This is a genomic window from Micromonospora sp. NPDC005237, assembly GCF_040607775.1.
Classification (GTDB): Bacteria; Actinomycetota; Actinomycetes; order Mycobacteriales; family Micromonosporaceae; genus Micromonospora.
The window spans coordinates 401,677-427,446 of record NZ_JBEXHJ010000004.1; the positions used below are offsets into that span (position 1 = coordinate 401,677).

The following is a 25,770-nucleotide window of genomic DNA, read 5'->3' on the forward strand; positions in this document are numbered from 1 at the left end:
GGACGGTCAGCCAGCGGCCGGTACGGTGCCGGCCGGGCCGTGCACCCGCGCCACCCAGGCGTCCGGGTCGCCCAACTCGGACAGCCGGGGCAGGGTGAGCGGCGAGTTGAAGATCGAGTTGAAGCCCTCCATGCCGACCCGCTCGACCACGCCGTGCACGAACTTGCGGCCCTCGGCGTACTGGCGCATCTTGACGTCCACCCCGAGCAGCCGGCGGATCGCCTTCTCCAACGGGTTACCCGCCTCGCGCCGGCGGTTGAACGACGCCCGGATCCGCTCCACGCTCGGGATCACCTGCGGGCCGACGCCGTCCATCACGAACTCGGCGTGCCCCTCCAGCAGGGTCATCAGCGCGGTGAGCCGGTCGAGGACGGCCCGCTGCGCCGGGGTCTGGACAATGTCGAGCACGCTCGTCCGGCTCTCCGGGTCGCGGACCGCCTCGGACAGCGTCGCCACCCCGCGCCGCAGCCGCTCGACGAGGTGCTCGCCGCCGCTGGACGAGGCGTCGACGAACGCCTGCACCTCGCTGAGGAAGTAGGCCCGCATCCATGGCACGGCGGTGAACTGCGTCCGGTGGGTGACCTCGTGCAGGCAGACCCAGAGCCGGAAGTCCCGGGGGTCGGCGCCGAGCTTGCGCTCCACCTCGACGATGTTGGGCGCCACCAGCAGCAGTTGGCCCGGGTCGGCGGAGAAGACCTCGTACTGGCCGAGCACCCGGCCGGAGAGGTAGGCCAGCACGGTGCCGGCCTGCACCCCGGTCAGCCGGGACCCGATCGCCTCGGTGAGCGCGCCGGGTTGCTTGTCGCCGGACAGCCGACTGACCAGCGGAGTGATCACCTCACGCAGCCCGGCGATGTTGGTGGCCGCCCAGTCCCGGCGGTCGACGACCCGCACCGGCGGGTGTGCCACCTGCGCCCGCAGCCCCGTGTAGTCGGCCACGTGCCCGGCCGCCTCGTCGGTCAGCCGACGCAGGTCGCCGACCACGTCGGTGGCCTCCGAGTACGACACCCGGGGGCCCGACTTGCTCAACGCCCCCGCGGTCGCGGCGGCCAGATCCCAGTCCACGAACTGCGCCATGAACCCACCGTACCCGCGTCGCGACACCCCGGCCCGGGCTCGCGTCGGCGATCGACGCCGGTCGCGCGCCCGGCGCCGGCCGGAAACCCCGCCCCGACGCTCGTCAGCGGCAACCGCAGCCGGCCAGCGCGGCGGCGATGCGGTCCAGCGCCGGTTGGGCGGTGTCCGTCCCACCGGGCACCCTGTCGGTGAGCACCGCGAACGTGAGCAGTCGGCCGTCAGCGGTGGTGACCAGGCCGGCGATGGCGTGCACCCCGGTCAGGGTGCCGGTCTTGGCGCGGACGGCGCCCGCCCCGCCGGCGGTGCCGGGAGCGCCCCGGTACCGGTCGCCCAGCGTGCCGGACCAGCCGCCCACCGGCAGACCGCCGAAGACGCCGGCCAGCTCCGGGTGGTCCGGGCTCGCGGCCAGCCGGATCAGGTCGGTGAGCAGTGACGGGCTGATCCGGTTACGGCGGGACAGGCCACTGCCGTCGGAGAGGGTGATCTCCTCGGCGGGCAGGCCCAGCGCCGCCACCTCGGCGTCCATGGCGGCGGCGGCACCGTCGAACGACGCCGTCTGGCTGCGGGCCAGCGCCACCTGGCGGGCCAGCGCCTCGGCCAGCAGGTTGTCACTCTCGCTGATCATGATGTCGACCAGCCGGATCAACGGCGGCGACTGCACCACGCCCAGCTCCGTACCGGGAGGCGGGGTGCCACCGGCGGCGGTCGCCAGGGCCGGGGCCGTGCCCCGCTTGACGGTGCTGGCCGGTACGCCGAGCAGTTGGGCGAACGACCGGCCGGCGGCGAGGTCCGGCTCGGCGACCCGCTCGGCGCCACCGGCCTCGGCACCCGGGTCCTTGCGCGCACCGTCGGTCATCAGCGCGGTCACCGCGCCGCCGTACCCGCCGGTCGGGATGTCGTCGTCCCAGCCGGGGCCGTACACCGGGCCGGAGTAGATCGTGCCGTCGACGGTGACGCTGGTCGGGGCCGTGCCGCCGAGCGCGGTGCGCACCTGCGCGGCCAGGTCGTCCAGGCGTGCCGCCCCGGGGTAGTAGCCCTTCTTGTCCACCGCGAGCGTGGGGTCGCCGCCCCCGACGATCACCACCTCGCCGGGCTTGGCGCCGGCCACCGCCCGGGTGGGGATCCGGTACCCGGGCCCACGGGCGGCCAACACGGTCACCGCGGTCGCCAGCTTCGTCACCGAGGCGGGCACCGTCCCGTCGTCCGCCCCCTTGGCGAACAGCGTCTGACCGGTGGTCACGTCGGCCACCGAGACGTTCACGCGGTCGCCCAGGGCGGAGACACCGACCAACGGGTCCAGCGCGGCCCGTACGCCGTCCGGCGCGGGCAGCGGGGCGTTCGGGTCGGGCCCGTCCAGCACGTCCGCCGGATCGGGTTCCACGGCGGGGCCGGCGGCGGTCGGCGCGGACGCCGCATCCTCGCCCAACCAGCCGGCGACCGGGCCGGGCCGGGTCACCACGACGCCGACACCGGTCAGCACCAGCAGCAACACCACTGCCAGCACGGCCACCAGCCGCCCCCGGCGGCGCGGCGAGGTCGGCGGCGCTACCGGCGGCTCGGCGTCGGCCGGCGCCGGCAGCGCGGAGATCGGCGGGCCCAGAGGCGGTACGCCGGTCGGAATGCGGACAGTGGGGCCGTCACCGGACGGCGCGCCACCCCGGGCCGGACTGGTCGGGGCGGGACTGGTCGGGTGTGCGCCGCTCGGCGGGGCGCTCGTGGGATGGTTTCCACCGCCCAGGACCGGGAAGCGTCCGCTGTTCGGCCCGGCGGAATTCGCCTCCGACGGGTGCCACGGCAGCGGCGGAGGCCGCTCCGGCGCCGACTCCTCGGGCGCCCGGGGAAGGTGGGCGTCGGGCACCGGGACCCGCCCGGTGGCGCCGCCGGAGCCGGATCGCCCGGTACCACGCGCGGTGCCCCCGTCCGGGCGGTAGTGTGAATCTTCCCTCCCCACGACCCCCTCCTCCCCCAGCGAAAATCGGCTTGGGTGACACTACTTCGGTCCGAAGACTATGCGGTGGCCGGAGTCGGCGGGTGGGCATTCACCTGTCCGGAGGGCGCCACCAGTGGTTCCGTTAGCCAGCGTGGGCAGACGAGGGAGCGTGCAGATGGATTTCGACGTGACGGTTGAGATCCCCAAAGGTCACCGGAACAAGTACGAGGTGGACCACAAGACCGGCCGGATCCGGCTGGACCGCACCCTGTTCACGTCCACCCAGTACCCGGCCGACTACGGGTTCATCGAGGAGACGCTGGGCGAGGACGGCGACCCGCTGGACGCGCTGGTGCTGGTCCCCGAACCGACCTTCCCGGGCTGCCTCATCCGCTGCCGGACCATCGGCATGTTCCGGATGACCGACGAGAAGGGCGGCGACGACAAGGTCCTCTGCGTGCCCTACGAGGACCCCCGCCAGGAGCACCTGCGCGACATCCACCACCTGGGCGAGTTCGACCGCCTGGAGATCCAGCACTTCTTCGAGGTCTACAAGGACCTGGAGCCCGGCAAGTCGGTCGAGGGCGCGACCTGGGTCGGCCGCACCGAGGCCGAGGCCGAGATCCGGGCCTCCTACCAGCGGGCCCGCGACGCCGAGGCGCGCGGCGAGTCCACCCACTGACGAACGCTGACCGACCGGGCCCGGGAGCCGCTCAACCGAGCAGTCCCCGGGCCCGGTCGTACAGGTCGAGCACCGCGCAGGCGACCGGCACCACGGCGACCACCAGGGCCGTGTCGGTGAGGTCCGCGACCCTTCCGAGGTACGGCGAGACCGCGCGCCGGGCGTACCCGGTGCCGGCGGCCACGGTCACCAGGCCCAGCGCCGCGCCACCGAGGACCAGCGCCAACCGGCCGGTGCCGTCGGCCCGGTCGACCAGCACCGCACCCAGCACCGCGTAGCCGGCGAGTCCGGCGAGCACCGTCGGCACCCGGTGCCGCAGTGCCACGAACAGCCGCGACCGCAGCAGCAGCACGGCCGAGACCACCGCCACCAGCACCGGGCCGGCCGTCCCACCGGCCACGCCGAGGACGACCGCCGCGCCCACCGCCAGCACGGCGTGCCCGAGCAGCATCCCGGTCAGCACCTCCTCGGTGCGGGTGACTGCCGCGTGCACCCGACCCCGGTCCGGCAGGTCCCGGGGGCGCTCCGGCTCGGCACCCGACGCGGCGGCCGGCAGGGTGATCGGCGGCAACGGCAGCTTGCCCAACCGGATGGCGAGCAGCGGGATCGCCCCGAGGGCGAAGACCAGCGCGCTGAGCAGCACCGCCGCCGTGCCCGCCGGGGTCAGCAGCAGCGCGCCGAGCGCCGCGCCGGCACCGAGCAGACCGACCGTGACGCCGGCCACGAAGACCCGCAGTCGGCTGGCCACCCCGAGCAGACCTACCAGCGCCACCAGGAGCAACGCCACCGAGCCGGTCAGCAGCTCGGGTGCGCCGACCCAGCGCATCGGCCCGAGCGGGCCGACCGGATCACCGGAGCCGATCGCCAGGGCGCCGGCCACGAAGGCGTACGGCAAGGCGTAGCCGCCGAGCGTCGCCCCGGCGGCGCCGTCGCCGTTGGCGCGGGAGGCGACCGCGCCGGCCACGGTGAGCAGCAGCGCCACCACCGCCGCCGCGAACCAGCCGCTGGGCAGCGTCGGACCGCCGGCGAGCAGGGCGAACAGCCCGACGGCGAGCGGCACAGCGGCACCGGCCAGGCCGGCGACCCGGGTGGCGTCTGGTGACCAGGCCCCACCCCGTCGGCGGGCGCCGTCGGCGATCGCCTCCACCACGTCGTCGTACTCCAACTCGGGCCAGTGGGCGCGGGCCGGCACCAGGTGCAGCACCTCACCGTCGCGGACCCCCTGCGGCAGCAGCGCCTGCGCCGTCGCCAGCAGCGCCCCGTCGGTACGACGCAGCACCCAGCCGCCGTGCCGCTCGCCGTCGTCGGCCAGGCCCTCGCCGGCGTGTCGGAGCACGTCGGGCAGCAACTCGGCCAGGGGCACCTGCTCCGGCAGTGCGACGTCGACCCGCCGTTGCGGCGCGCTGATGGTGACGCGGGCCAGCCCGGTTGTCATCGAGTGATCTCCATATCGAGGGGGATCGGAGGCTGCGCGGACGACAGGACTTTACCTACGATGAGCCAGGCTCGGGTTACCCAGCGCTGTCAGGAGGCCGAGTGTCCACTGTCGTCATCAAGCGCCCGCCGCGTCGGCCGGCGCCGGAGATCCCCGTTGGCGAGCTGCCCGTCGAGGCGCCGCCGGAGATCCCCGCGGTGGCCGGCGGACGGTGGCAGCAGATGCTGATGGTGCTGCCCATGCTCGGCGGCACGGTGGCGATGGCGATGATGTTCGGCCGGGGCGGCGGCGCCTATTCGTACGTGGTGGGCGGGATGTTCGGGCTCTCGTCGCTGGCGATGCTGGTCACCTCGTGGGGCAGCGCCTCGGGCACCCCGAAGAAGTCGGAGATGATGGCGGCCCGCCGGGAGTACCTGCGCCACCTGGCCACGCTGCGCCGCCGGGTCCGGCAGACCGCCGGGCAGCAGCGGGCCGGGCTCTACTACCGACACCCCGACCCGGGTCGGCTGTGGTCTACGGTGGACAGCCGCCGGGTCTGGGAACGCCGCCCCGCCGACCCGGACTTCGCTGTGGTACGCGTCGCCGTCGGGCCGCAGACCCTGGCCACCCCGCTCGTCGGGCCGGTCACCCGACCGCTCGAGGAGCTGGAGCCGATGACCGCCGGCGCGCTGCGCCGCTTTCTGGACGCGTACTCCGTGGTGCCGGAGCTGCCGGTGGCCCTGTCGCTGCGCAGCTTCGCCCGGGTGCACGTGCGGACCGCCGCCGGTGGCCCGGCCAGCGGTGGGCCGCCCACCGGCGACCCGGCCGCCCAGGCCCTGGCCCGGGCGGTGCTGACCCAGTTGGCCGTGTTCCACGCCCCCGACGAGCTGCTGATCGCGGTCTGCGCCGGCCCGGAACGCCGGGCCGACTGGGAGTGGGTGAAGTGGCTTCCGCACGCGCACCATCCCTCTCGCACGGACGCGCTCGGGCCGGTGCGGCTGGTGACCTCGTCGGCCGCGGAGCTGGAACGGCTGCTCGGTGACGTGCTGGCCAGCCGGTCCCGGTTCAGCCCGGCCGGACCGGCCACCGACGGCCCGCACGTGGTGGTGGTCCTCGACGGCGGTGACCTGACCGGCGCCACCGACCTGACCGGCGACGGCGGCATCGACGCGGTCACCGTGCTGGACCTGGACACTCCGCCGCCCCGCCTGCTCGACCGGTACGCGCTGCTGTTGGAGCTGCGCGGCCGGCGGCTGCACTCGTGGTCGGTCCAGGGGCACGCGGAGGTGGGCACCGCCGACCACCTCGACCTCGCCGACGCCGAGGCGGTCGCCCGGCGGTTGGCGCCGCTGCGGCTGGCCGGCACGGCCCGCGGCCCGGACGCCCCGCTCCAGGTCGAGCTGGGCCTGCCGGAGCTGCTCGGCCTCGGCGATCCGGAGAGCTTCACCGCCGAGCAGGGCTGGGCGCCGCGCTCGGCCCGGGACCGGCTGCGGGTGCCGATCGGGGTGGGTGTCGACGGCGGCGCCATCGAGCTGGACCTCAAGGAGTCCGCCCAGGACGGGATGGGCCCGCACGGCCTGCTCATCGGAGCCACCGGGTCCGGCAAGTCCGAGCTGCTCCGCACGCTGGTGCTGGGGTTGGCGGCGACGCACAGCAGCGAGCAGCTCAACTTCGTCCTGGTCGACTTCAAGGGCGGCGCCACCTTCGCGCCGTTCGACCGGCTGCCGCACACCGCTGCCGTGATCACCAACCTGGCCGACGCGCTGCCCCTGGTCGACCGGATGGTCGACGCGATCAACGGGGAGCTGGTCCGCCGGCAGGAGCTGTTGCGCCGCGCCGGCAACTTCGCCAGCGTGCGCGACTACGAGCGGGCCCGCGCCGCCGGCAGCCCGCTCGCCCCGCTCCCGTCGCTGCTGCTGATCTGCGACGAGTTCTCCGAACTGCTCTCCGCCAAACCCGACTTCATCGACCTGTTCGTGCAGATCGGCCGACTGGGCCGGTCGCTGGGCGTGCACCTGCTGCTCGCCAGCCAGCGCCTGGAGGAGGGCCGGCTGCGCGGGCTCGACACCCACCTGTCGTACCGGATCGGGTTGCGCACCTTCTCCGCGCTGGAGTCCCGGACGGTGCTCGGCGTGCCGGACGCGCACGAGTTGCCCCGCTCGCCGGGTCACGGCTACCTGCGGGCCGGCACCGATCCGCTGGCCCGTTTCAAGGCCGCGTACGTCTCCGGAACGGTGCGCCGCCGGGCCGCGACGGCGGGTGCCACGGCCGGCGGCGGCGCCCGCCTGCTCACGTTCACCACCCACGCCGTGCCGCTGCCCGAGCCGGCCACCCCGGCCCTGACCATGGCGGCCGAGGACGAGAGCGACCGGGAGACCCTGCTCGACCTGCTGGTCGATCGGCTCGTCGGGCAGGGCCCGCCCGCCCACCAGGTGTGGCTTCCGCCGCTCGGTGAGCCGCCGGCCCTGGACGAGCTGTTGGGCCCCGTCGAGGTGGACCCGGCGCGCGGGCTCACCGTGGGCAACCCCGAGCTGCACGGCGCGCTGGGCGTGCCGGTGGCGGTGGTGGACCGGCCGTTGGAGCAGCGCCGGGACCTGCTCTGGCTGACCCTGGACGGCGCGGCCGGGCACGTCGCGGTGGTCGGTGCGCCGCAGAGCGGCAAGTCCACCGCGCTGCGTACGCTGATCTGCGCGTTGGCGCTCACCCACACCCCGGCCGAGGCGCAGGTCTACTGTCTCGACTTCGGCGGCGGTGGCCTCGCGGCGCTGCGCGGTCTGCCGCACGTGGGCGGCGTGGCCGGCCGCGCCGATCCGACCGCCGTGCGGCGCACGGTCGGCGAGATGACGACCCTGCTGGCCGAGCGGGAGCGCCGATTCGCCGAGCTGGGCGTGGAGTCGATGGCCGTGTACCGGCAGCGTCGCGCCGCGGCGGGAACGACCAGCCAGCCGGGCGCCGACCCGTTCGGCGACGTGTTTCTGGTGATCGACGGCTGGAGCACCGTCCGCGGCGAGTACGACGACCTGGAACCGCTGGTCACCGACCTGGCCACCCGGGGTCTGTCGTACGGGGTGCACGTGGTCGCCACGGCGCTGCGCTGGCTGGATTTCCGCCCGGCGATCCGGGACCTGTTCGGCTCCCGGTTGGAGCTGCGCCTCGGCGACCCGGCCGACTCCCTGGTGGCCCGCCGGGCGGCGGCGAACGTGCCGGAGCGCCCCGGCCGGGGGGTGACGGCGGAGAGCCTGCACTTCCTCACCGCGCTCCCGCAGCTCGCCGCCCCGGGCGCGGGCACCGCCGACCTCGTCAAACGGATCGCCGACAGCTGGGCCGGCCCGGCGGCGCCCCGGGTCCGGCTCCTCCCGCCGGTGCTGCCGTACGCCGGCCTGGATCTCGCCGCGACGACCGGGCTGCGGCTGCCGATCGGGATCGCCGAGGCGGACCTGCGGCCGGTGCTGCTCGACTTCGCGAGCGAGCCGCACTTCGTGGTCTTCGGGGACGCGGAGTGCGGCAAGTCGACGTTCCTGCGGGCGCTGGCCGCCTCGATCACCACCCGGTTCACGCCGGAGGAGGCCCGGGTGATCCTGGTCGACTACCGGCGCAGCCTGCTCGGCGCCATCGAGACGCCGCACCTCATCGGGTACGGCACCGCCGCCGCGCACACCGCCGACCTGGTCGAGTCGGCCGCCGGATACCTGGAGCGGCGGGCTCCCGGGCCGGAGGTCACCCCGCAGCAGTTGCGGGACCGCTCCTGGTGGTCGGGGCCGGAACTGTTCGTGCTGGTCGACGACTACGACCTGGTGGCCGCGGGGCCGGCGAACCCGTTGCGGGCCCTGGAGGAGCATCTGCCGCACGCCCGCGACGTCGGGCTGCACCTGGTGCTGGCCCGCCGCTCCGGAGGTGCGGGACGGTCCCAGTACGAGCCGATCGTGCAGCGGCTGCGGGAGCTCTCCACCGCCGGGCTGGTGATGGCGGGCAGCCCCGAGGAGGGTGCGCTCGTCGGCCCGGTGCGGCCCGGGCCGCTGCCGGCGGGCCGTGGTCGGCTCGTCACCCGGCGGGAGGGCGTACGCCTCGTTCAGCTCGCACATCTGCCGCCACCATGACCTGTCTCGGTAGTTCCTCCCGTGACGGGTGGGGAAACCGGTAATCTCCGATCGTCGTGGTTCCGTCGTCGGATTGAATGGCTGGGGATGTGACAGGGGTTCGGCACAGCGGTCCGGCAGTGGCCCGGCGGGCCGGCCGGGCGCTGCTCGGTGTGGCGGCGATGCTCGCTGTCGCGGTCCCGACCGCCGCACCCGTCGCCGCGCCCAGCAGCGGCGGGCAACTCGCCGGCGCGTCGGTGGCGCTCGCCCCCGGTGACAGCGTCGCCCGCACCGACCAGGTCCGTGACGAGCAGTGGCAGCTCGACGAGTTGCGGGCCGACACGGCCTGGCGCACCTCGACCGGCCGGGGCGTGACCGTGGCGGTGGTCGACTCCGGTGTGGACGCCAACCATCCCGACCTGGCCGGCCAGGTGCTGCCCGGCCTCGACCTGGTCGGGCCCGCCGGCGGCGCCGGGCCGGATCCGGTCGGTCACGGCACCACTGTCGCGGGCCTGATCGCCGGGCGTAACGACGACAAGCGGGGCGTGGTCGGCCTGGCGCCGGACTCCCGGATCCTCCCGGTCCGCGTGCTGGACGAGCGCAACAAGTACGACGACGCCCTGATCGTCGCGAAGGGCGTCCGCTGGGCGGTCGACAACGGCGCCCGGGTGATCAACCTGTCGCTGGGCGGCAGCGGGGACAGCCCCGCCCTGGCCGCGGCTCTGGACTACGCGTTCGCCCGGGACGTGGTGGTGGTCGCCTGCACCGGCAACCTGGCCACGTCGACCGACTCCAAGGTCTGGTACCCGGCTCGTGAGCCGGGCGTGATCGCGGTCGCCGGGCTGGAGCGCAGCAGCGACAACCTGTGGTCCGGGTCGATCACCGGCCGGGCGACCGTGCTTACCGCCCCCGCCACCAACCTGGTCGGCGCCCGCCCGGCCGACGGGTACTGGCGGGTGCAGGGCACCAGCTTCGCCGCGCCGTTGGTGGCCGCCACCGCCGCGCTGGTCCGGTCCCGCTTTCCGGACATGCCCGCCGGCGAGGTGGTCAACCGGTTGCTGGCCACCGCCCGTGACCTCGGCCCGACCGGCCGGGACGACCGCTTCGGGTACGGGGTGGTCGACCCGGTGGCGGCGCTGACCGCGGACGTTCCCCCGGTCACCGCCAATCCGCTGGACGATCTGACCTCGCCGGGCGTGGTCGGCTTCGGTCCGGCCCCCGGTTCGGGCGACAACGGCCCGGTCAGCGGCGCCGGCAGCGATCCGCTCGGTTTCACCGCTCCACGGCAGCAGACGGGGTGGACGGCCCGGCCGGCGGGCGCGCCGGACGAATCCGCGCCGGAGCAACTGTGGACCGGGGTTGTGCTCTTCGCCGCCCTGGTGACCGGCGCGGCGCTGATGGTGCGCCGGTTCCGTCAGCGCGCTCGCTGAGCGCCGCTGACGGCAGGTCTGATTGCCCTGCGGGTGGGGTAGAACCGTCCGCATGAGCACGCCCGCCCCCCGTAGCCTCGACACCACCCGGCGCCCGTCCTGGCGGCGCCGCCGCCTCGACCCGGACCACTCGTTGGGTCTGCGGCTGACCCTGGCGGCGACGGCGGCGTTCCTGGTGCTGGTGCCGTTCGCCCTGCTCGCGCTGCTGGTGCTCGGTGCGTGGGCGCCGCTGCACCGGCTGGACACGACGATCACCGACGCGCTGCACGACCACGCGGTGGACCACCCGGCCTGGGTCGCGCTGATGGAGGTCTGGAGTGCGGTGTTCGCGCCCATGCCGCTGCGGGTCGTGGCCCTGCTCGTGGTGATCTGGCTGCTGCGCCGGCAGGCTCGGCGGCTGGCCCTCTGGGTGACCACGACGATGGTGGTCGGCGGGTTGATGGGTCCACTGCTCAAGTTGCTCGTCGGCCGGGACCGGCCGGAGCTGCTCGATCCGGTGGCGCGGGCCGCCGGCTACTCGTTCCCCTCCGGGCACGCGCTGAACGCCACCCTGGCCGCCGGGGTGCTGCTGCTGGTGTTCCTGCCGTACGTCCGACGCTGGGCCTCGCGGGTCGCGCTCTGGGTCGCCGCGCTGCTGCTCACCGTGGTGACCGGGGTGAGCAGGGTCGCGCTCGGTGTGCACTTCACAAGCGACGTGCTCGGCGGTTGGCTGCTCGGCGTGGCGGTGGTCGCGGCGACCACCGCGGCGTTCACCAGTTGGCGGGCGCACACCGGCCTCCGACCGGTCCGGCCGGTCCGCGACGGCGTCGCGCCCGAGGTCGAGCGGCAGCCGGACAAGACCTGAGGCGTGACGACGACGCCGACCGGGTACTGGCCCGCTCATGTCCGACACCGTGGTCCAGATCGTCCGGCGGGTGCTGCTGCCGGTGTCCCTCCTGTTCGGTTTCATGGTGCTGCTCGGGGTGCTGGTCACCCGCGTGTTCGCCCGGACCTGGCCGTTCACCGTCGAGGACGCGGTGAATCGGGAGTTCGCGGGTGACCGCACCGGCGGCTGGAACGACGTCTCGCTGGTGTTCAGCACGCTGGCCAGCACCCAGATGATCGTCGTGGTCACCGTGCTGGTGGCGCTGGCGCTGCGGCTCTGGCTGAAGCGCTGGCGGGAGCCCCTGTTCCTGTGCGCGGCGGTGACCGCCCAGGCGCTGGTGTTCCTGCTCACCACGATGGTGATCGACCGGCAGCGGCCGGCGGTGGAGCACATGGATGTCTCGCCGCCCACGTCGAGCTTCCCGTCCGGGCACACCTCGGCGGCGGTGGCGCTCTACGTCGGTATCGCGGTGCTGATGGCCCTGCGGGCGCGCAGCACCGGAGCGAAGGTCGCCTGGTGGACGCTGCTGCTGATGGTGCCGGTGGGTGTGGCGCTGACCCGCATGTACCGGGGGATGCACCACCCGAGCGACGTGGTGGCGTCCTTCCTCAACGGCGGCGCCTGCGTCGCGATCATGGCCCGGGCGGTGCTGGACCGGGGACTGCGCTGGGGGCGGACGAAGCTGCCGCTCGCCGCACCGGCCCGGACCTGATCCGGCGCGACGCTCAGGTGCACTCGCCGGTGGCGACGGCCCGGTTGCGCTCGGCGCCGGCCAGCGCCACCGGCCGGGCCTCGGCGGCGGTCACCGCGAACCCGGTGTTGGGGTCGTCCGCCGCCGCCGCGAAGATCACGCCGAGCACCAGGCCGTTGGCGGAGAGCAGCGGCCCACCGGAGTTGCCGCTACGCACCAGAGCCCGGATGGTGTAGATCTCCCGGGTGACGTCGCCGGAGGAGTAGATGTCCGGCCCCTTGATCCGGTCGACGTCCCGAACCCGCGCCGACTGCGCGTTGTACGGGCCGTCGAGCGGGAAGCCGAGCACGATGGCGTCCGAGCCGCTGCCCGCGTTGCCGGCGGCGAACCGCAGCGACGGGCCGGGCAGCCCCGGCACCAGCAGCACCGCCAGGTCGCGGTTCGGGTCGTAGACCACCACCTGACCGTCGTACCGCTCCCCGCCCAGCTCCACCGCCACCGATCGGGTGCCGGCGACCACGTGGGCGTTGGTCATGACCCGGTCGTCGGCGTACACGAAGCCGGAGCCCTCGATGCGGCGCGAACAGCTGGGCGCGGAGCCGAGCACCTTGACCACCGAGCGCTGGCCGTTGACCACCAGCTGGGAGCCGGCCAGCGCCGGGTCGGGCGGGTCGACCTGCCGGGCCCGGGTGGGCGCGAGACCACCGAAGACGTCCGGGAACCCGTCGGTGTCGACGGTGTCCTCCAGAGCGGTGGAGAGCCGGTGCGCCTCCTCCGGCAGCACCCCGTTCACCACGGTGATCAGCGCGCTGTTGCGCACCGCGGCGGCGAGCCAGGGCACCGACGACGACCCGAGCGGTACGGCGACGAGCCAGGCCAGCAGGAGCACCGCGAACAGTGAGACGAACGCCCCGCCGATGTCGTCGACCCGCCGACCCACGTCGCTGGTGATCGTCTTGCGCAGGTGCGAGCCGAGCCAGCCGGCGAGCGCCTGCCCGATCACGGCCAACCCGAAGATCGCCACCAGTGAGATCAGCACCCGGGTGCCGGCGTCGACGAACTGCCTGGCGAACAGCGGCCCGAGTTGCAGGCCGAGCAGCAGTCCCAGGAAGAAACCGGACAGCGACGTGATGCCGATGACGAAACCCTGGCGGTATCCGCTGATCGCGAACACGAGCATGAGCAGCAGCAGGACGAGATCCACGACGGACACGGGGTCCAGCGTACGGGCAGCGCGCCTACCGGATGACCACCGCTTGCGGAAGGTGACCGCGTGGTCAGCGTAGGGCGGTCTCGTCGACCTCTTCGGTGCCGGCCGACGGCGCGGGAGTGGCCCCCGTGGGCGGCAGCTCGACCAGCCGGCCGGGCGACCACGGGCGGGCCCAGCCACCCATCTCCAGCAGGGCCGCCAGCACCCCGGCGGTGAAGCCCCAGACGAGCATGCCGCGCGCCGAGAACGCCGGCCCCTCCCAGCCGCTGGGATGGCGGACCCGCAGCCGGTTGGCCGGGTCGACCAGCTCGCGGACCGGCAGTCGCGCCACGTGCGCCACCTCGGCGGGCTCCCGCGGGTGCACCGGGTGCGGGTCGTGCCACCAGGCCAGCACGGGGGTGACCACGAAGTCGCTGACCGGGATCCACAACTTCGGCAGTTCGGCCAGCACGGTGACGCTGGCCGGGTCGAGGTCGACCTCCTCGTTCGCCTCGCGGAGCGCGGTGGCCCGGACGTCGGCGTCCTCCGGGTCGGCCGCCCCGCCCGGGAAGGCCGGCTGACCGGCGTGGTTGCGCAGGGTGGCGGCCCGTTGCAGGACCAGCACGTCGGGGCCGGTGCCGGGCTGCTCACCGAGCAGCACCAGCACGGCGCTCTCCCGGCCGCCCTCGGCGGGGGTGGTCAGCCGGGTGAAGTCCTCGGCACGGGCGGTGCCCAGCCGGGTCAGCAACGGCTCGATCCACTCGGGCGGTCGGCGGATCATGCTGGCACCGTCAGGCCGAGATGCTGGCGGACCAGCTTGGCGATCTGCGCGTCATCGAGAGCCCCGGTGGCGTCGATGTGCCGGATGCGGCCCTGCGCGTCGACGAAGAGGGTCAGCGGGAAGGCGTTGCGCTTCAGTTCCCGTTGCAGCGCGTCGCCCTGGTCCACCAGGATCGGGAACCGTACGCCGAAGTCCTCGCCGATGGACTGGGCGCCGCCCCGGCTGTCCCGGGTGTTGACCCCGACCACCTGGAGTCGCCCGGCGGCGCGCTCGCTGAGCCGCTGGAAGGCGGGCAGTTCCTTGCGGCACGGCCCGCACCAGGAGGCCCACACATTGATCACGGCTGGCCCGGCCACGTCGCGCAGAGCGACGGGGGCGCCGCCGGTGAAGCAGGCGAGGGTCAGCTCCGGCAGCTCCTGCCCGCCGGGTGCCGTCGCCGTGCCGGGCGTGGCGGGGGCCGTCGTGCCGGCGCCGGGCGACGCGGCCGTGGGGGGCGTGCCCAGCCCGGCGCAGTCGCGGAAGGGCGACGGCCGTTCGGCGGCGGCCGGCCGTGGTGCGGGGTCGTCGGCCGGGCTGCCGGTGCAACCGGCAACGACCAGTAGCAGCGGCAGGACGAGCACAGCGAGGCGCCGGTTCACGGCACCTCCGCGGCGACCGCCTGCGCGGGCACCAGCTCCGGGTCGACCCCGGCGGCCACCGCGAGGTCACGCGCCCGAGGGCCCTTGAGCAGCTTGGCTGCGGCAGCCGGCTCGGTCGGGCCGGTGCCGTACGAGGGGCAGAGCTTCGCGAGCGTGCACGCCCCGCAGGCGGGCTTGCGGGCATGGCAGACCCGTCGCCCGTGGAAGATGATCCGGTGCGACAGCATGGTCCAGTCGCGCTTGTCGTACAGCGCGCCGATCGCGTGCTCGATCTTGACCGGGTCGGTTTCGGTGGTCAGCCGCCACCGGTGCACCAGCCGCTGGAAGTGCGTGTCGACCGTGATCCCGGGGACGTCGAAGGCGTTGCCGAGAATGACGTTTGCGGTCTTGCGGCCGATCCCGGGAAGCGTCACCAGGTCGACGAGCCGGCCGGGGACCTGACCGTCGTACCGGTCGAGGAGGGCCTGCCCGAGCTTGAGCAGCGAATCGGTCTTGTTGCGGTAGAAGCCAGTGGGCCGGATCAGCTCCTCCATCTCGCCCCGGTCGGCCCCGGCGTACGCGGCGGCGCTCGGGTAGCGGGCGAAGAGCTTCGGGGTGACCTCGTTGACCTTCTTGTCGGTGCACTGCGCCGAGAGGATGGTGGCGACGGCCAGCTCCAGGGCGTTGGAGTGGTCCAGCTCACAGTGCGCGTCGGGGTGCGTCTCGGCCAGCACCCGGCCGATCTTGCGGGCACGACGTTTGCGCCCGAGATCGGTCTCGCTGGCACCGGGAGGGCTACTGGTCACGACGGTCAGCCTACGTCGCGCCCCGGACGTTCCTGCTCGGGTCAACCGGCCGTCGGCGCGGTGATCCTGCCCTGCCCGTCGAACCGGGCCCCACCCTTCGGGAAGTCGGCGCGGCTCAGCTCGGTGACCAGGCCCAGGCCGCGGTCGTCCGGGTCCATCGTCGGCTTGCCGGTGGAGTTCATGTACGTCGAGGTGAACGTGCCGCCGGCCCAACTGCCGTCCGGCTTGAGCGACACCTTCAGCACCCCGCCCCAGCCGAGCCGGCCGGTATTGATCAACGTGTTGCTACCGCCGGCGAAGTTGCCCAGGCTGTACGCGATCAGGCGCCCCTGATAGAACTCCATGCCGCGCAGCACGTGCGGCCCGTGCCCGACGATCAGGTCCGCGCCCGCGTCGATCATGGCGTGCGAGAACTTCACCGGGTCCCCCCGGTTCTCACCCAGGAATATCTCGGTGCCGGGTTTCACCCGGGTCTGGTCCGCGCCCTCGCCGCCCATGTGCACCTGCACCACGACCAGGTCGGCCATGGTGGCCGCCTTGGCCACCACCGTCTTGGCCTTGGCGATGTCGACCAGGCTGTTGGACCAGACATACGACGAGAAACCCACCACGGCAACCTTGACGCCCTTGATGTCGACCACGGTGATCTCGTCCGGGGCGCCGGTGTGCTCCAGGTCGTACTTCTCCAGCGCCTTCTGCGTGTTCTCGTAGCCCTTCGGCCCGTAGTCGTAGCCGTGGTTGTTGGCCTGGTTGAGCACCTTGAAGCCGGCGTCGCGCAGGTGCGCGGCGTACTCCGGTGGGGCCCGGAACTGGTAGCAGCGGGTGGAGTTGGCCCCGCACTTGCCGGCGCCGGTGTCCACCGTCAGCGGCTCCTCCAGGTTGCCCATCACCAGGTCGGCCTTGAGCGCCTGCTTGACCGAGTCGAAGAAGCCCTTGCCGCCGGCGGCGGGGAGCCGGCTCGGCGCGTTGCCCATGATGATGTCGCCGGTGGCGGAGAGCGAGATGGCGCCACCCCCGCCGGAGGTTGCGGCGCCGCCGCTCGCCTTCGGGCCGGACGTGGTCACCGGCGCTCCGGTGCCACCACCACCGGCGCCGGGCTGCCACACCGGGGCCTCCCCGCTGTCGGCACAGCCGGCGACGAGCAGGGCGGCCAGCAGCGCCGCGAGGCCGAGGGCGACGCGGCGGAACGGGCGGGGCGCGAGGGGGGCGAAAGCGTACATCGCCCGCGACCCTACCGGCCCCGCAACGCGCCGACGAGGGCCGATCGGTCGGAAGTTCAGCCGGTCAGCCGGTCTGACCAGGGAACGACCGGCCGGTCACCGCCCGCGCGCACTGCGGCGTGCACGGCTCGGGCCAGCGGGGCGCCCCAGGTGGAGCGCGGCCCGCCGTAGGCGACCTCCGGCCCGTCCACCGGACAGAGCACGGTGACCGCGTCGGTGGGGGTGCCGGTCCCGGGCAACCCCAGCTCGACGATCGCCTGGGTCTTCGCCTCGGTGGCGGTGGCGACGGCGTTGACGAGCGCCGAGTCGGCGAGCCGGGCCGGCACGTACACCACGATGTTGACCGTGCCCACCCGCTGGGCGAGCGCGGCCGGTTCCGGCGCGGCGGCGGGCACCGGGGTGCCGAGCCCGACCGTCGCCCAGGCCCGCACCCGGGTGTCGGTCCGGGCGACCACCTCGGTCACGTCGACGCCGGTCAGCAGGCCCACCCCGGGCCCGTCGAGGGCCAGGTCCGCGGCGAGCGCGGTCAGGTGGGCGGCGGGGTCGTCCCGGTCGTACGACATGGGCACGGTCGCGTTCAGCACCCAGTGCCGGACGCCGATTCCACCGCCGAGCGGGCCGCTGCTGACCGCTCGTAAGGGCCCGTCGGCCCGCCAGACGAGCAGCGGAATCTGCCGCCCGTCCTCGGCGCGGCTGGTCAGAGTCGGGTCGCTCAGCACGTCGGGCAGGTTACGCCCACCGATCAAGATTCCAGGGGCGACCTCTGATTCATGCTCACGTGCGCCTAGACTTGGCGGCGCGCGAGGGGATCAGCGGACGGCGGACCCGGCCGACGGACGGCACGCGCAACCGGAGGTGCGCGATGGATGAGGTACTGGCCCGCAGCGGGATCTTCCAGGGTGTCGACCCGGAAGCTGCCGAGGCGCTCGCCAAGGAGATGGAGACGATCGAGGTCCGCAAGGGCGAGATCGTCTTCAATGAGGGCGAGCCCGGCGACAGCCTCTATATCCTGCTGTCCGGGAAGATCAAGGTCGGCCGCCGGGCGGCGGACGGCCGGCAGAACCTGATCGCGGTGATGGGGCCGTCGGACATGGTCGGTGAGCTGTCGCTCTTCGACCCAGGTCCGCGTACGGCGACCGCCACCGCGGTGACCGACACCCGGCTGGTGCGGCTGCGCAAGCAGGCGCTGCGGCCGTGGCTCAACAACCGTCCGGAGATCGCCGAGCAGTTGCTCCGGGTGCTCGCCCGGCGGCTGCGTCGGACCAACGACTCGCTCGCCGACCTGATCTTCACGGACGTGCCGGGCCGGGTCGCGAAGAACCTGCTCCAGATGGCCGGCCGGTTCGGCACGCGCGATGGCGGCGTGCTGCGCGTGACGCACGACCTCACCCAGGAGGAGATCGCCCAGCTCGTCGGCGCCTCCCGGGAGACGGTCAACAAGGCGCTTGCCGACTTCGCCTCGCGCGGCTGGCTGCGGCTGGACGGCAAGAGCATCATCATCCTGGACCCGGAGCGCCTCGCCCGCCGCGCCCGCGTCTGAGCGGTACGTCCCGTCCCCGCCTGCCGTCACCGACGGCAGGCGGGGACGTTTTCGTCTGCCCGGCGCAGAAATGCTGGCTCGGTGCGGCAGCAGCGGTGAGGGTGGGCCCATGGTGAACAGAGTTGCGGTGCTCTCCGACATCCACGGCGTACTCCCCGCGCTGGAGGCCGTGCTGGCCGAGCCGGACGTCGCCGCCGCCGACCTCATCGTGCTGACCGGCGACATCGCGTCCGGCCCGCAGCCGGTCGAGGTGCTGGACGTGCTCGCCGACCTGGGTGACCGGGTCTGCTGGGTGGGCGGCAACTGCGAACGTGAGCTGGTCGACGCACGGGCCGGCCGGCCCGCCGCTTTCGAGGTGTCCAACTGGGCCGGCGGGCAGCTCCGCGAGGACCAGGTGGCCCGACTCGCGGCCCTGCCGGCGACGGCGACGTTCGAGATCGACGGCCTCGGGCCGACACTGTTCTGTCACGCGACCCCTCGTGACGACGAGGAAGTCGTGCTCGTCGACTCCCGAATGTCCCGCTGGTCGGAGGTGTTCGCCGGCCTCCCGGCCGAGATCGCGACGGTGGTCTGCGGCCACACCCACATGCCGTTCACCCGGCTGGTCGACCGGCGCCTGGTGGTCAACCCGGGCAGCATCGGCATGCCGTACGGGGGTGCGGGCGCGTGGTGGGCGCTGCTCGGTCCGGGCGTACAGCTGCGCCGCACCGCCTTCGACGTGGACGCGGCCTGCGCCCGGGTGGCGACGGAGTCGACCTACCCCGACGCCGCCGCCTGGGCCGACGAGTACCTGCGCTCCCAGCACAGCGACGCCGACGCCCTCACCGTCTTCGGCCCGCGCGACGGCCGCTGACCCACACCGCTCCGACGCTGCACATACCCCCGGCGCCGCACATGCCCTCGACGTTGCACAGGGCCTCGACGTTGCGGACGGCCTCGACGTTGCGGACGGCCTCGAGATTGCAGACGGCCTCGGCTGGCCGCCGACAGCTGGCGCAGGCCAATCAGCTGGGGTCGGAGGACCTCCTCTGCTGCCTGTAGAGCTGCCCCAGATCTGGGGCAGACCAGACGTCGCCGCTGCCCCACTCCTGGGGCAGCTCTACAGGGCCAGGGAGTGGCAGGTGGCGCATCGTCGCCGCCTCAGCCCCGGGGCAGCTCTACGAAGGCCCTGGAGGTGGAGGGGCAGGTGGCGCATCGTCGCCGCCCAATCCCGAGGCAGGGCAGCTCTCCGGAGGGCCCCGGAGTAGGAGGGGCAGATGGCGCGTCATCGCTGCCCCATTCGTGGGGCAGCTCTACAGGGGCCGGGGAGGGCAGTCGAGGTCAGCTCGACCTGAGCACATCGCCGATCCAGCCATAAAAAAGTCAGTCTTGACTGTTTGTTTCGGAGGCCGCAGGCTGTTGCCGTGTCCGCCGCATCGACGTCTGCCGCCGCGACGTCCGCTGCCTCGACGTCCGCTGCCGCGACGTCCGCTGCCGCGACGTCCGCCGGCGCGGCGTCCGCCGGCGCGACGCGTGTGCCCCAGCAGGAGCGCAGTCGCGCCACCCAGGCCCGCCTGCTGGAGGCGACCGTCGACTGCCTCATTGATCATGGCTGGTCCGGCACCACGACCACCGTCGTGGCGGCGCGAGCAGGTGTCTCGCGGGGCGCGCAGCTGCACCACTACCCGACGAAGGCCGCGCTGGTCACGGCCGCCGTCGCCCATCTGGCCGAGCGCCGGGCCAACGAGCTGCGCACCGAGGCCGAGGCGTTGCCGGCCGGCCCGCAGCGGCTGGACCGGGTGATCGACCTGCTCGGGGTGGCCTTCACCGGGCCGCTCTTCGTCGCCGCGCTCGAACTGTGGGTGGCCGCCCGCACCGACCCGGAGCTCCGCGACGCTCTGGTCCCGTTGGAGGCGACGGTCGGCCGGGAGATGCACCGGCTCACCGTCGCCCTGCTCGGGGTCGACGAGCGTCGTCCCGGCGTCCGCGAAGCCGTGCAGGCCACCCTCGACCTGCTGCGCGGGCTCGGGGTGGCCAACCTGCTCAGCGACGACTCGGCCCGCCGTGCCGCCCTGCTCGTCACCTGGAAACGCCAGCTCGCCACCCTCCTCACGCCCTGACCCCGGCCACACCGGCCCAGCACCGACCGGAGGCACCATGGTCGACCTCAGTGACCTGCTCGCGGATCTGGCCGACGAGTCCGCTGACCTGGACGCGCTGGTGGCGCCGCTGCCGGCAGCCGACTGGGCCCGCCCGACCCCGGCGGCCGGCTGGAGCATCGGGCACCAGATCGCCCACCTCGCCTGGACCGACCACGTGGCGCTGCTGGCCGCCACCGATACCGAGGCGTTCTACGCGACGGTGACCGGCGCTCCGGACGTGACGCGGCTGGTGGACGCGGGTGCCGATGGATTCCTCGCCCCGCCCGTCGACTTGCTCGCCCGCTGGCGCGCCGGGCGGGCGGCACTCGCCGACGCCCTGGCCGCCGTCCCGGCCGGCGAGAAGCTGCCCTGGTACGGCACCCGGATGTCGGCCACCTCGATGGCGACGGCCCGGATGATGGAGACCTGGGCACACGGCGAGGACGTGGCCGACGCCCTCAGCGTCGTCCGCCCCGACAGCGACCGGCTCCGGCACGTGGCGCACCTGGGCGTGCGTACTCTCGGGCACGGCTTCGCCGCCCACGGCCGGCCGGCACCGGCGGCGCCGGTCCGGGTCGAGCTGGTCGGGCCCGGCGGTGACATGTGGACCTGGGGTCCGGCGGACGCCGCCGACCGGCTGAGCGGCCCGGCCCGGGACTTCTGCCTCCTGGTCACCCAACGCCGCCACCGCGCGGACCTCGCCCTGGTGGCCACCGGCCCGATCGCCGACGAGTGGCTCGACGTGGCGCAGGCCTTCGCCGGGCCGCCGGGGGCCGGCCGGGCACCGGCCAGCGAAAACGGAGTACGGGCGTGATCCGCATCGGCAACGCCTCCGGCTTCTACGGCGACCGGTTCACCGCCTGGCGGGAGATGCTCGACGGCGGCGAACTGGACGTGCTGACCGGTGACTACCTGGCCGAGCTGACCATGCTGATCCTCGGTCGGGACCGGCTGCGCGACCCCGACCTCGGCTACGCGAAGACGTTCCTGCGCCAGCTGGAGACGTGCCTGGGCACAGCCCTCGACCGGGGGGTGCGGATCGTGACCAACGCCGGCGGGTTGAATCCGGCCGGCCTGGCCGCCGCCATCGAGGCGCTCGCCGGCCGTCTGGGCCTGTCGGCCCAGGTGGGGTACGTCGAGGGCGACGCGCTCCAGCGGCCCGACGCGCTCACCGCGAACGCCTACCTGGGCGCGTTCGGGATCGCCGCCTGCCTCGACGCCGGTGCCAACGTGGTGGTCACCGGCCGGGTCACCGACGCGTCATTGGTGGTCGGCCCGGCCATCGCCCGATACGGGTGGGGCCGCGACGACCTCGACGAGCTGGCCGGGGCGACCGTCGCCGGGCACCTCCTGGAGTGCGGCGCGCAGGTCACCGGCGGCAACTTCAGCTTCTTCACCGAACTGCCCGACGGCGGCCACCGCCCCGGCTTCCCGATCGCCGAGGTGCACTCCGACGGCTCATCCGTGGTCACCAAGCATCCGGGCACCGGCGGCGCGGTCACCGTGGAGACCGTCACCGCCCAGCTGCTCTACGAGATCGGCGGGCCGGCCTACCTGGGGCCGGACGTGGTCACCCGGCTGGACTCCGTGACGCTGCGCCCCGACGGGCCGGACCGGGTCCGGGTCTCCGGCGTCCGGGGCACCCCGCCCCCGGCAACGCTCAAGGTGGGCGTCAACAACCTCGGCGGCTTCCGGAACTCGATGACGTTCGTCCTCTGTGGGCTGGACATCGAGGCGAAGGCGGCCCTGGTACGGGGGCAGATCGAGGAGGCGGTGGGCAAGGACGGGCTGGAAGTCACGCTGGCCCGCACCGACCACCCGGACGCCGCCGACACCGAGGTGGCCAGCGCCCTGCTGCACGTACACCTGCGCGACAGTGACAAGGCGCGGGCCGGGCGGGCCTTCTCAGCCGCCGCGGTGGAGCTGGCGCTGGCCTCCTACCCGGGCTGCACGCTGACCACCCTCCCGGGCGACGCGACACCGTACGGCGTCTTCACCGCCGACACCGTGCCGCAGGACGAGGTCGCGCACGTCGCGGTCCTGCCCGGCGGTGAGCGGGTGCCGATCGCCCCGCCGTTCCGCACCGTCCCCACCGCGGACGACGAGACCGTACCGGGCGGCGACGCGGCGGTCGACGGCCCGACCCGGCGCGGGGCGCTCGGCGAGCTGGTCGGCGCGCGCTCGGGCGACAAGGGCGGCGACGCCAACCTCGGTGTCTGGGCCCGCAGCGACGCCGGGTACGCGTGGCTGCGCGCCTGGTTGACCGTCGAGCGGCTGGCCGAGCTGCTGCCGGAGACGGCGTCGCTGTCGGTGCGGCGCTACGAGCTGCCGAACCTGCGCGCGGTCAACTTCGTGATCGAGGGCCTGCTCGGGGCCGGGGTCGCCGCGTCCACCCGGTTCGATCCGCAGGCCAAGGCGCTCGGTGAGCTGCTGCGCGCCCGGATCGTCGACCTGCCCGCCGATGTGCCGACGGGGATGGCGCGATGAGCATCGTGGACACCCCCGAACGGCGGCAGCTGCGCGAGTTGACCCGGGCCTTCGTGACCCGGGAGGTGCTGCCGCACCTGGACGACTGGGAGCGGGCCGGCGAGGTCCCCCGGGCCCTGCACGCGACCGCCGCGAAGCTCGGCCTGCTCGGCATCGGCTTTCCCGAGTCGGTGGGCGGCAGCGGCGGTGACCTGCTCGACTCGATCATCGTGACGGAGGAGCTGATCCGCTCGGGCGGCTCGTCCGGTCTGGTCGCGGCCCTGTTCACGCACGGCATCGCGTTGCCGCACATGGTCGCCGCGGCCGGCGCCCGCACCGGCGGGTCGCTGGGCGGCCGGCTCGGCGGCAGCCCGTCGCCCGCCGACGACGGCCTCATCGAGCGGTACGTCCGGCCCACCCTGGCCGGCACGATGATCGGCGCGCTGGCGATCACCGAGCCGGACGGCGGCTCCGACGTGGCCGGCATCCGCACCACCGCCCGCCGCGACGGCGACCACTACGTGGTGAACGGGTCGAAGACCTACATCACCAGCGGGCACCGGGCCGACTTCGTGACCACCGCGGTGTGCACCGATTTCCCCGGCAGCGGTGAACTGACCCTGCTCGTCATCGACAAGGGGTCGCCCGGGTTCACGGTGGGGCGCCGACTGGAGAAGCTGGGCTGGCACTGCTCGGACACGGCGGAGCTGTCCTTCGTCGACGTGCGGGTGCCGGTGGCCAACCGGATCGGCGCGGAGAACACCGGCTTCCTGGCGATCATGCAGCACTTCGCCGCCGAGCGACTGTCGCTGGCGACCCAGGCGTACGCGACCGCGCAGCGCTGCGTCGAGCTGGCGGTGCGCTGGTGCCGGGACCGGGAGACCTTCGGGCGTCCGCTGGCCAGCCGACAGCTGGTCCGGCACCGGCTGGCCGAGATGCACACCCGCGCCGAGGCGGCCCGGTCGTACGTGCACGAGGTGGCCATCCGGGTGGCTCGACCACTCCAGCTCGGCGCGTCTGACGCCGCGCCGCGACCTGGAGCAGTCGCCGGCGAGCCGGTGGTGACCGAGGTGGCGATGGCCAAGAACGTCGCGGTGGCCGCCTGTGACCAGGTCGTCGACCAGGCGTTGCAACTGCACGGCGGCTTCGGCTACCTGCGCGACGCCGAGGTGGAGCGGCACTACCGCGATGCCCGGATCCTCGGCATCGGCGGCGGCACCACCGAGATCATGAACGAGATCATCGCGAAGGGCATGGGCCTATGACGATCCTGGACAGCGCGATCGATCCGGCCGCACCGGGGCACGTGGCGAACCGGGCGGCGTTGCTGGAGCGACTGGCCGAGCTGGACGCCGCGCTGGACCAGGCCCGGGCGGGCGGCGGCGAGAAGTACGTGTCCCGGCACCACAAGCGCGGCAAGCTGCTCCCCCGGGAGCGGATCGAGCTGCTGGTGGACGCCGACAGCCCGTTTCTGGAGCTGTCGCCGGTCGCCGCGTACGGCACGGATTTCCCGGTCGGGGCCAGCGTGGTCACGGGTATCGGCGTGGTCGAGGGCGTCGAGTGCCTGATCGTCGCCAACGACCCGACGGTACGCGGCGGCGCGGTCAACCCGTGGTCGCTCGCGAAGACCCGGCGGGCCGGTGAGATCGCCCTGGCCAACCGGCTGCCGATGGTCAATCTGGTCGAGTCGGCCGGGGCGGACCTGCCCACCCAGGCGGAGATCTTCATCCCGGGTGGCCGGGTGTTCCGGGACCTGACGCGGCTCTCGGCCGCGGGCATCCCCACGGTCAGCGTGGTCTTCGGCAACGCCACGGCCGGTGGCGCGTACGTGCCGGGGATGTCCGACCACGTGATCATGATTCGGGACCGGTCGCAGGTCTACCTGGCCGGGCCGCCGCTGGTGAAGATGGCGACCGGCGAGGTCACCGACGACGAGTCGCTGGGTGGCGCGGCGATGCACGCCGGCACGTCCGGGCTCGCCGACTACCTGGCCGCCGACGAGCGCGACGGCATCCGGCTGGCCCGGCAGTGCGTCCGCCGGCTCAACTGGCGCAAGCAGGGCCCGTCGCCGCGCACGGCCGTGCCGCAGCCGCCGAAGTACGACCCGGAGGAGCTGCTCGGCATCGTCAGCTCCGATCTGAAGGTGCCGTTCGACCCGCGCGAGGTACTGGCCCGGATCCTGGACGGCAGCGACTTCGACGAGTTCAAGCCGGCGTACGGGGACGCGCTGGTCACCGGCTGGGGCGAGCTGCACGGGTATCCGGTGGGGGTGCTGGCGAACGCCCGGGGGGTGCTGTTCAGCGCGGAGGCACAGAAGGCGGCTCAGTTCATCCAGCTCGCGAACGCCTCGGACACCCCGCTGATCTTCCTGCAGAACACCACCGGCTACATGGTCGGCACCGAGTACGAGCAGCGCGGCATCATCAAGCACGGCGCGTTGATGATCAACGCGGTGTCGAACTCGACGGTGCCGCACCTGACGGTGAACCTGGGCGCCTCGTACGGGGCCGGCAACTACGGCATGTGCGGGCGGGCGTACGAGCCGAGGTTCCTGTTCACCTGGCCGAACGCCAAGTCGGCGGTGATGGGCCCGGCGCAGCTCGCCGGGGTGCTGTCCATCGTGGCCCGGCAGGCCGCCGCCGCCCGGGGGCGCTCCTTCGACGAGGAGTCCGACACGGCGATGCGGATGATGGTCGAGCAGCAGATCGAGTCGCAGTCCGGCGCGCTCTTCCTCTCCGGCCGGCTCTACGACGACGGGGTGATCGACCCCCGGGACACCCGTACCGTGCTGGGGCTCTGCCTCTCGGCGATCCACAACGGACCGGTGAAGGGCGCCGACGGTTTCGGCGTCTTCCGGATGTAGAGG

General features: G+C 73.8%; 21 protein-coding genes. 12 read left to right on the forward strand and 9 right to left on the reverse strand.

Annotation, left to right across the window (positions count from 1 at the left end; genetic code table 11):
* Positions 1 to 6 precede the first annotated feature (6 nt).
* Both ABZT87_RS14350 and dacB read right to left on the reverse strand, forming a co-directional pair.
* Positions 7 to 1,077, reverse strand: a complete 1,071-nt coding sequence (locus tag ABZT87_RS14350; RefSeq protein WP_354860810.1) for a zinc-dependent metalloprotease — start codon at positions 1,075 to 1,077, stop codon at positions 7 to 9.
* Positions 1,078 to 1,180: 103 nt separating this feature from the next.
* Entirely contained in the window at positions 1,181 to 2,656 is a 1,476-nt protein-coding gene (gene dacB / locus ABZT87_RS14355) for a D-alanyl-D-alanine carboxypeptidase/D-alanyl-D-alanine-endopeptidase (protein WP_355135935.1), read from the reverse strand.
* 526 nt (positions 2,657 to 3,182) lie between these two features.
* Between dacB and ABZT87_RS14360 the strand changes: the two genes are divergently transcribed.
* On the forward strand, positions 3,183 to 3,689 hold the full coding sequence (locus tag ABZT87_RS14360; protein WP_039907066.1) for an inorganic diphosphatase: 507 nt from the start codon (positions 3,183 to 3,185) through the stop codon (positions 3,687 to 3,689).
* Positions 3,690 to 3,720: 31 nt separating this feature from the next.
* Here the strand turns inward: ABZT87_RS14360 and eccD are convergent, their stop codons facing one another.
* Positions 3,721 to 5,124: a type VII secretion integral membrane protein EccD gene (gene eccD, locus ABZT87_RS14365; RefSeq protein WP_355135802.1), complete on the reverse strand. Its 1,404-nt coding sequence runs from the start codon at positions 5,122 to 5,124 to the stop codon at positions 3,721 to 3,723.
* A 101-nt stretch (positions 5,125 to 5,225) separates the two neighbouring features.
* On the opposite strand from eccD, the gene eccCa reads away from it, so the two are divergent.
* The 4 genes from eccCa to ABZT87_RS14385 all read left to right on the forward strand — a co-directional run bounded on the left by eccCa (position 5,226) and on the right by ABZT87_RS14385 (position 12,186).
* Entirely contained in the window at positions 5,226 to 9,200 is a 3,975-nt protein-coding gene (gene eccCa, locus ABZT87_RS14370; RefSeq protein WP_355135804.1) for a type VII secretion protein EccCa, read from the forward strand.
* 77 nt (positions 9,201 to 9,277) lie between these two features.
* Entirely contained in the window at positions 9,278 to 10,609 is a 1,332-nt protein-coding gene (gene mycP / locus ABZT87_RS14375) for a type VII secretion-associated serine protease mycosin (protein WP_355135806.1), read from the forward strand.
* Positions 10,610 to 10,661: 52 nt separating this feature from the next.
* A complete protein-coding gene (locus ABZT87_RS14380; RefSeq protein ID WP_354860818.1) occupies positions 10,662 to 11,453 on the forward strand; it encodes a phosphatase PAP2 family protein in 792 nt (263 codons plus the stop codon).
* 37 nt (positions 11,454 to 11,490) lie between these two features.
* Positions 11,491 to 12,186, forward strand: coding sequence for a phosphatase PAP2 family protein (locus ABZT87_RS14385; protein ID WP_354860819.1), 696 nt, complete (start codon positions 11,491 to 11,493; stop codon positions 12,184 to 12,186).
* Between the two features lie 13 nt (positions 12,187 to 12,199).
* Here ABZT87_RS14385 and ABZT87_RS14390 read toward each other — a convergent pair whose 3' ends face one another.
* The 6 genes from ABZT87_RS14390 to ABZT87_RS14415 all read right to left on the reverse strand — a co-directional run bounded on the left by ABZT87_RS14390 (position 12,200) and on the right by ABZT87_RS14415 (position 17,497).
* Positions 12,200 to 13,378, reverse strand: a complete 1,179-nt coding sequence (locus tag ABZT87_RS14390; RefSeq protein WP_354860820.1) for a MarP family serine protease — start codon at positions 13,376 to 13,378, stop codon at positions 12,200 to 12,202.
* A 64-nt stretch (positions 13,379 to 13,442) separates the two neighbouring features.
* On the reverse strand, positions 13,443 to 14,135 hold the full coding sequence (locus ABZT87_RS14395; protein WP_354860821.1) for a CoA pyrophosphatase: 693 nt from the start codon (positions 14,133 to 14,135) through the stop codon (positions 13,443 to 13,445).
* Positions 14,132 to 14,773 carry a redoxin domain-containing protein gene (locus ABZT87_RS14400; RefSeq protein WP_355135808.1) on the reverse strand — a complete coding sequence of 214 codons (642 nt, stop codon included), beginning with the start codon at positions 14,771 to 14,773 and terminating at the stop codon, positions 14,132 to 14,134. Before ABZT87_RS14400 ends, ABZT87_RS14395 begins: the two co-directional genes overlap by 4 nt.
* Positions 14,770 to 15,558: an endonuclease III gene (gene nth / locus ABZT87_RS14405; RefSeq protein ID WP_354860824.1), complete on the reverse strand. Its 789-nt coding sequence runs from the start codon at positions 15,556 to 15,558 to the stop codon at positions 14,770 to 14,772. Before nth ends, ABZT87_RS14400 begins: the two co-directional genes overlap by 4 nt.
* Before the next feature lie 41 nt (positions 15,559 to 15,599).
* Positions 15,600 to 16,778: a CapA family protein gene (locus tag ABZT87_RS14410; protein ID WP_355135810.1), complete on the reverse strand. Its 1,179-nt coding sequence runs from the start codon at positions 16,776 to 16,778 to the stop codon at positions 15,600 to 15,602.
* Positions 16,779 to 16,834: 56 nt separating this feature from the next.
* On the reverse strand, positions 16,835 to 17,497 hold the full coding sequence (locus ABZT87_RS14415; RefSeq protein WP_355135812.1) for an adenosylcobinamide amidohydrolase: 663 nt from the start codon (positions 17,495 to 17,497) through the stop codon (positions 16,835 to 16,837).
* A gap of 143 nt (positions 17,498 to 17,640) precedes the next feature.
* On the opposite strand from ABZT87_RS14415, the gene ABZT87_RS14420 reads away from it, so the two are divergent.
* From ABZT87_RS14420 to ABZT87_RS14450, 7 genes are all read left to right on the forward strand, one after another.
* The gene (locus ABZT87_RS14420) at positions 17,641 to 18,318 is read left to right on the forward strand and encodes a Crp/Fnr family transcriptional regulator (protein WP_007466162.1); all 678 of its coding nucleotides are present in this window, start codon (positions 17,641 to 17,643) and stop codon (positions 18,316 to 18,318) included.
* A 109-nt stretch (positions 18,319 to 18,427) separates the two neighbouring features.
* The gene (locus ABZT87_RS14425; protein WP_355135814.1) at positions 18,428 to 19,171 is read left to right on the forward strand and encodes a metallophosphoesterase family protein; all 744 of its coding nucleotides are present in this window, start codon (positions 18,428 to 18,430) and stop codon (positions 19,169 to 19,171) included.
* 661 nt (positions 19,172 to 19,832) lie between these two features.
* Entirely contained in the window at positions 19,833 to 20,417 is a 585-nt protein-coding gene (locus tag ABZT87_RS14430) for a TetR/AcrR family transcriptional regulator (protein ID WP_354856553.1), read from the forward strand.
* A gap of 37 nt (positions 20,418 to 20,454) precedes the next feature.
* Positions 20,455 to 21,252 (forward strand): TIGR03084 family metal-binding protein, encoded by a 798-nt coding sequence (locus ABZT87_RS14435; RefSeq protein ID WP_355135816.1) that lies wholly within the window; start codon positions 20,455 to 20,457, stop codon positions 21,250 to 21,252.
* Positions 21,249 to 22,925 (forward strand): acyclic terpene utilization AtuA family protein, encoded by a 1,677-nt coding sequence (locus ABZT87_RS14440; protein WP_355135818.1) that lies wholly within the window; start codon positions 21,249 to 21,251, stop codon positions 22,923 to 22,925. Before ABZT87_RS14435 ends, ABZT87_RS14440 begins: the two co-directional genes overlap by 4 nt.
* On the forward strand, positions 22,922 to 24,169 hold the full coding sequence (locus ABZT87_RS14445) for an acyl-CoA dehydrogenase family protein (RefSeq protein ID WP_354856544.1): 1,248 nt from the start codon (positions 22,922 to 22,924) through the stop codon (positions 24,167 to 24,169). Before ABZT87_RS14440 ends, ABZT87_RS14445 begins: the two co-directional genes overlap by 4 nt.
* A complete protein-coding gene (locus ABZT87_RS14450) occupies positions 24,166 to 25,767 on the forward strand; it encodes a carboxyl transferase domain-containing protein (RefSeq protein WP_355135820.1) in 1,602 nt (533 codons plus the stop codon). Before ABZT87_RS14445 ends, ABZT87_RS14450 begins: the two co-directional genes overlap by 4 nt.
* The last annotated feature ends 3 nt before the right edge of the window (positions 25,768 to 25,770 follow it).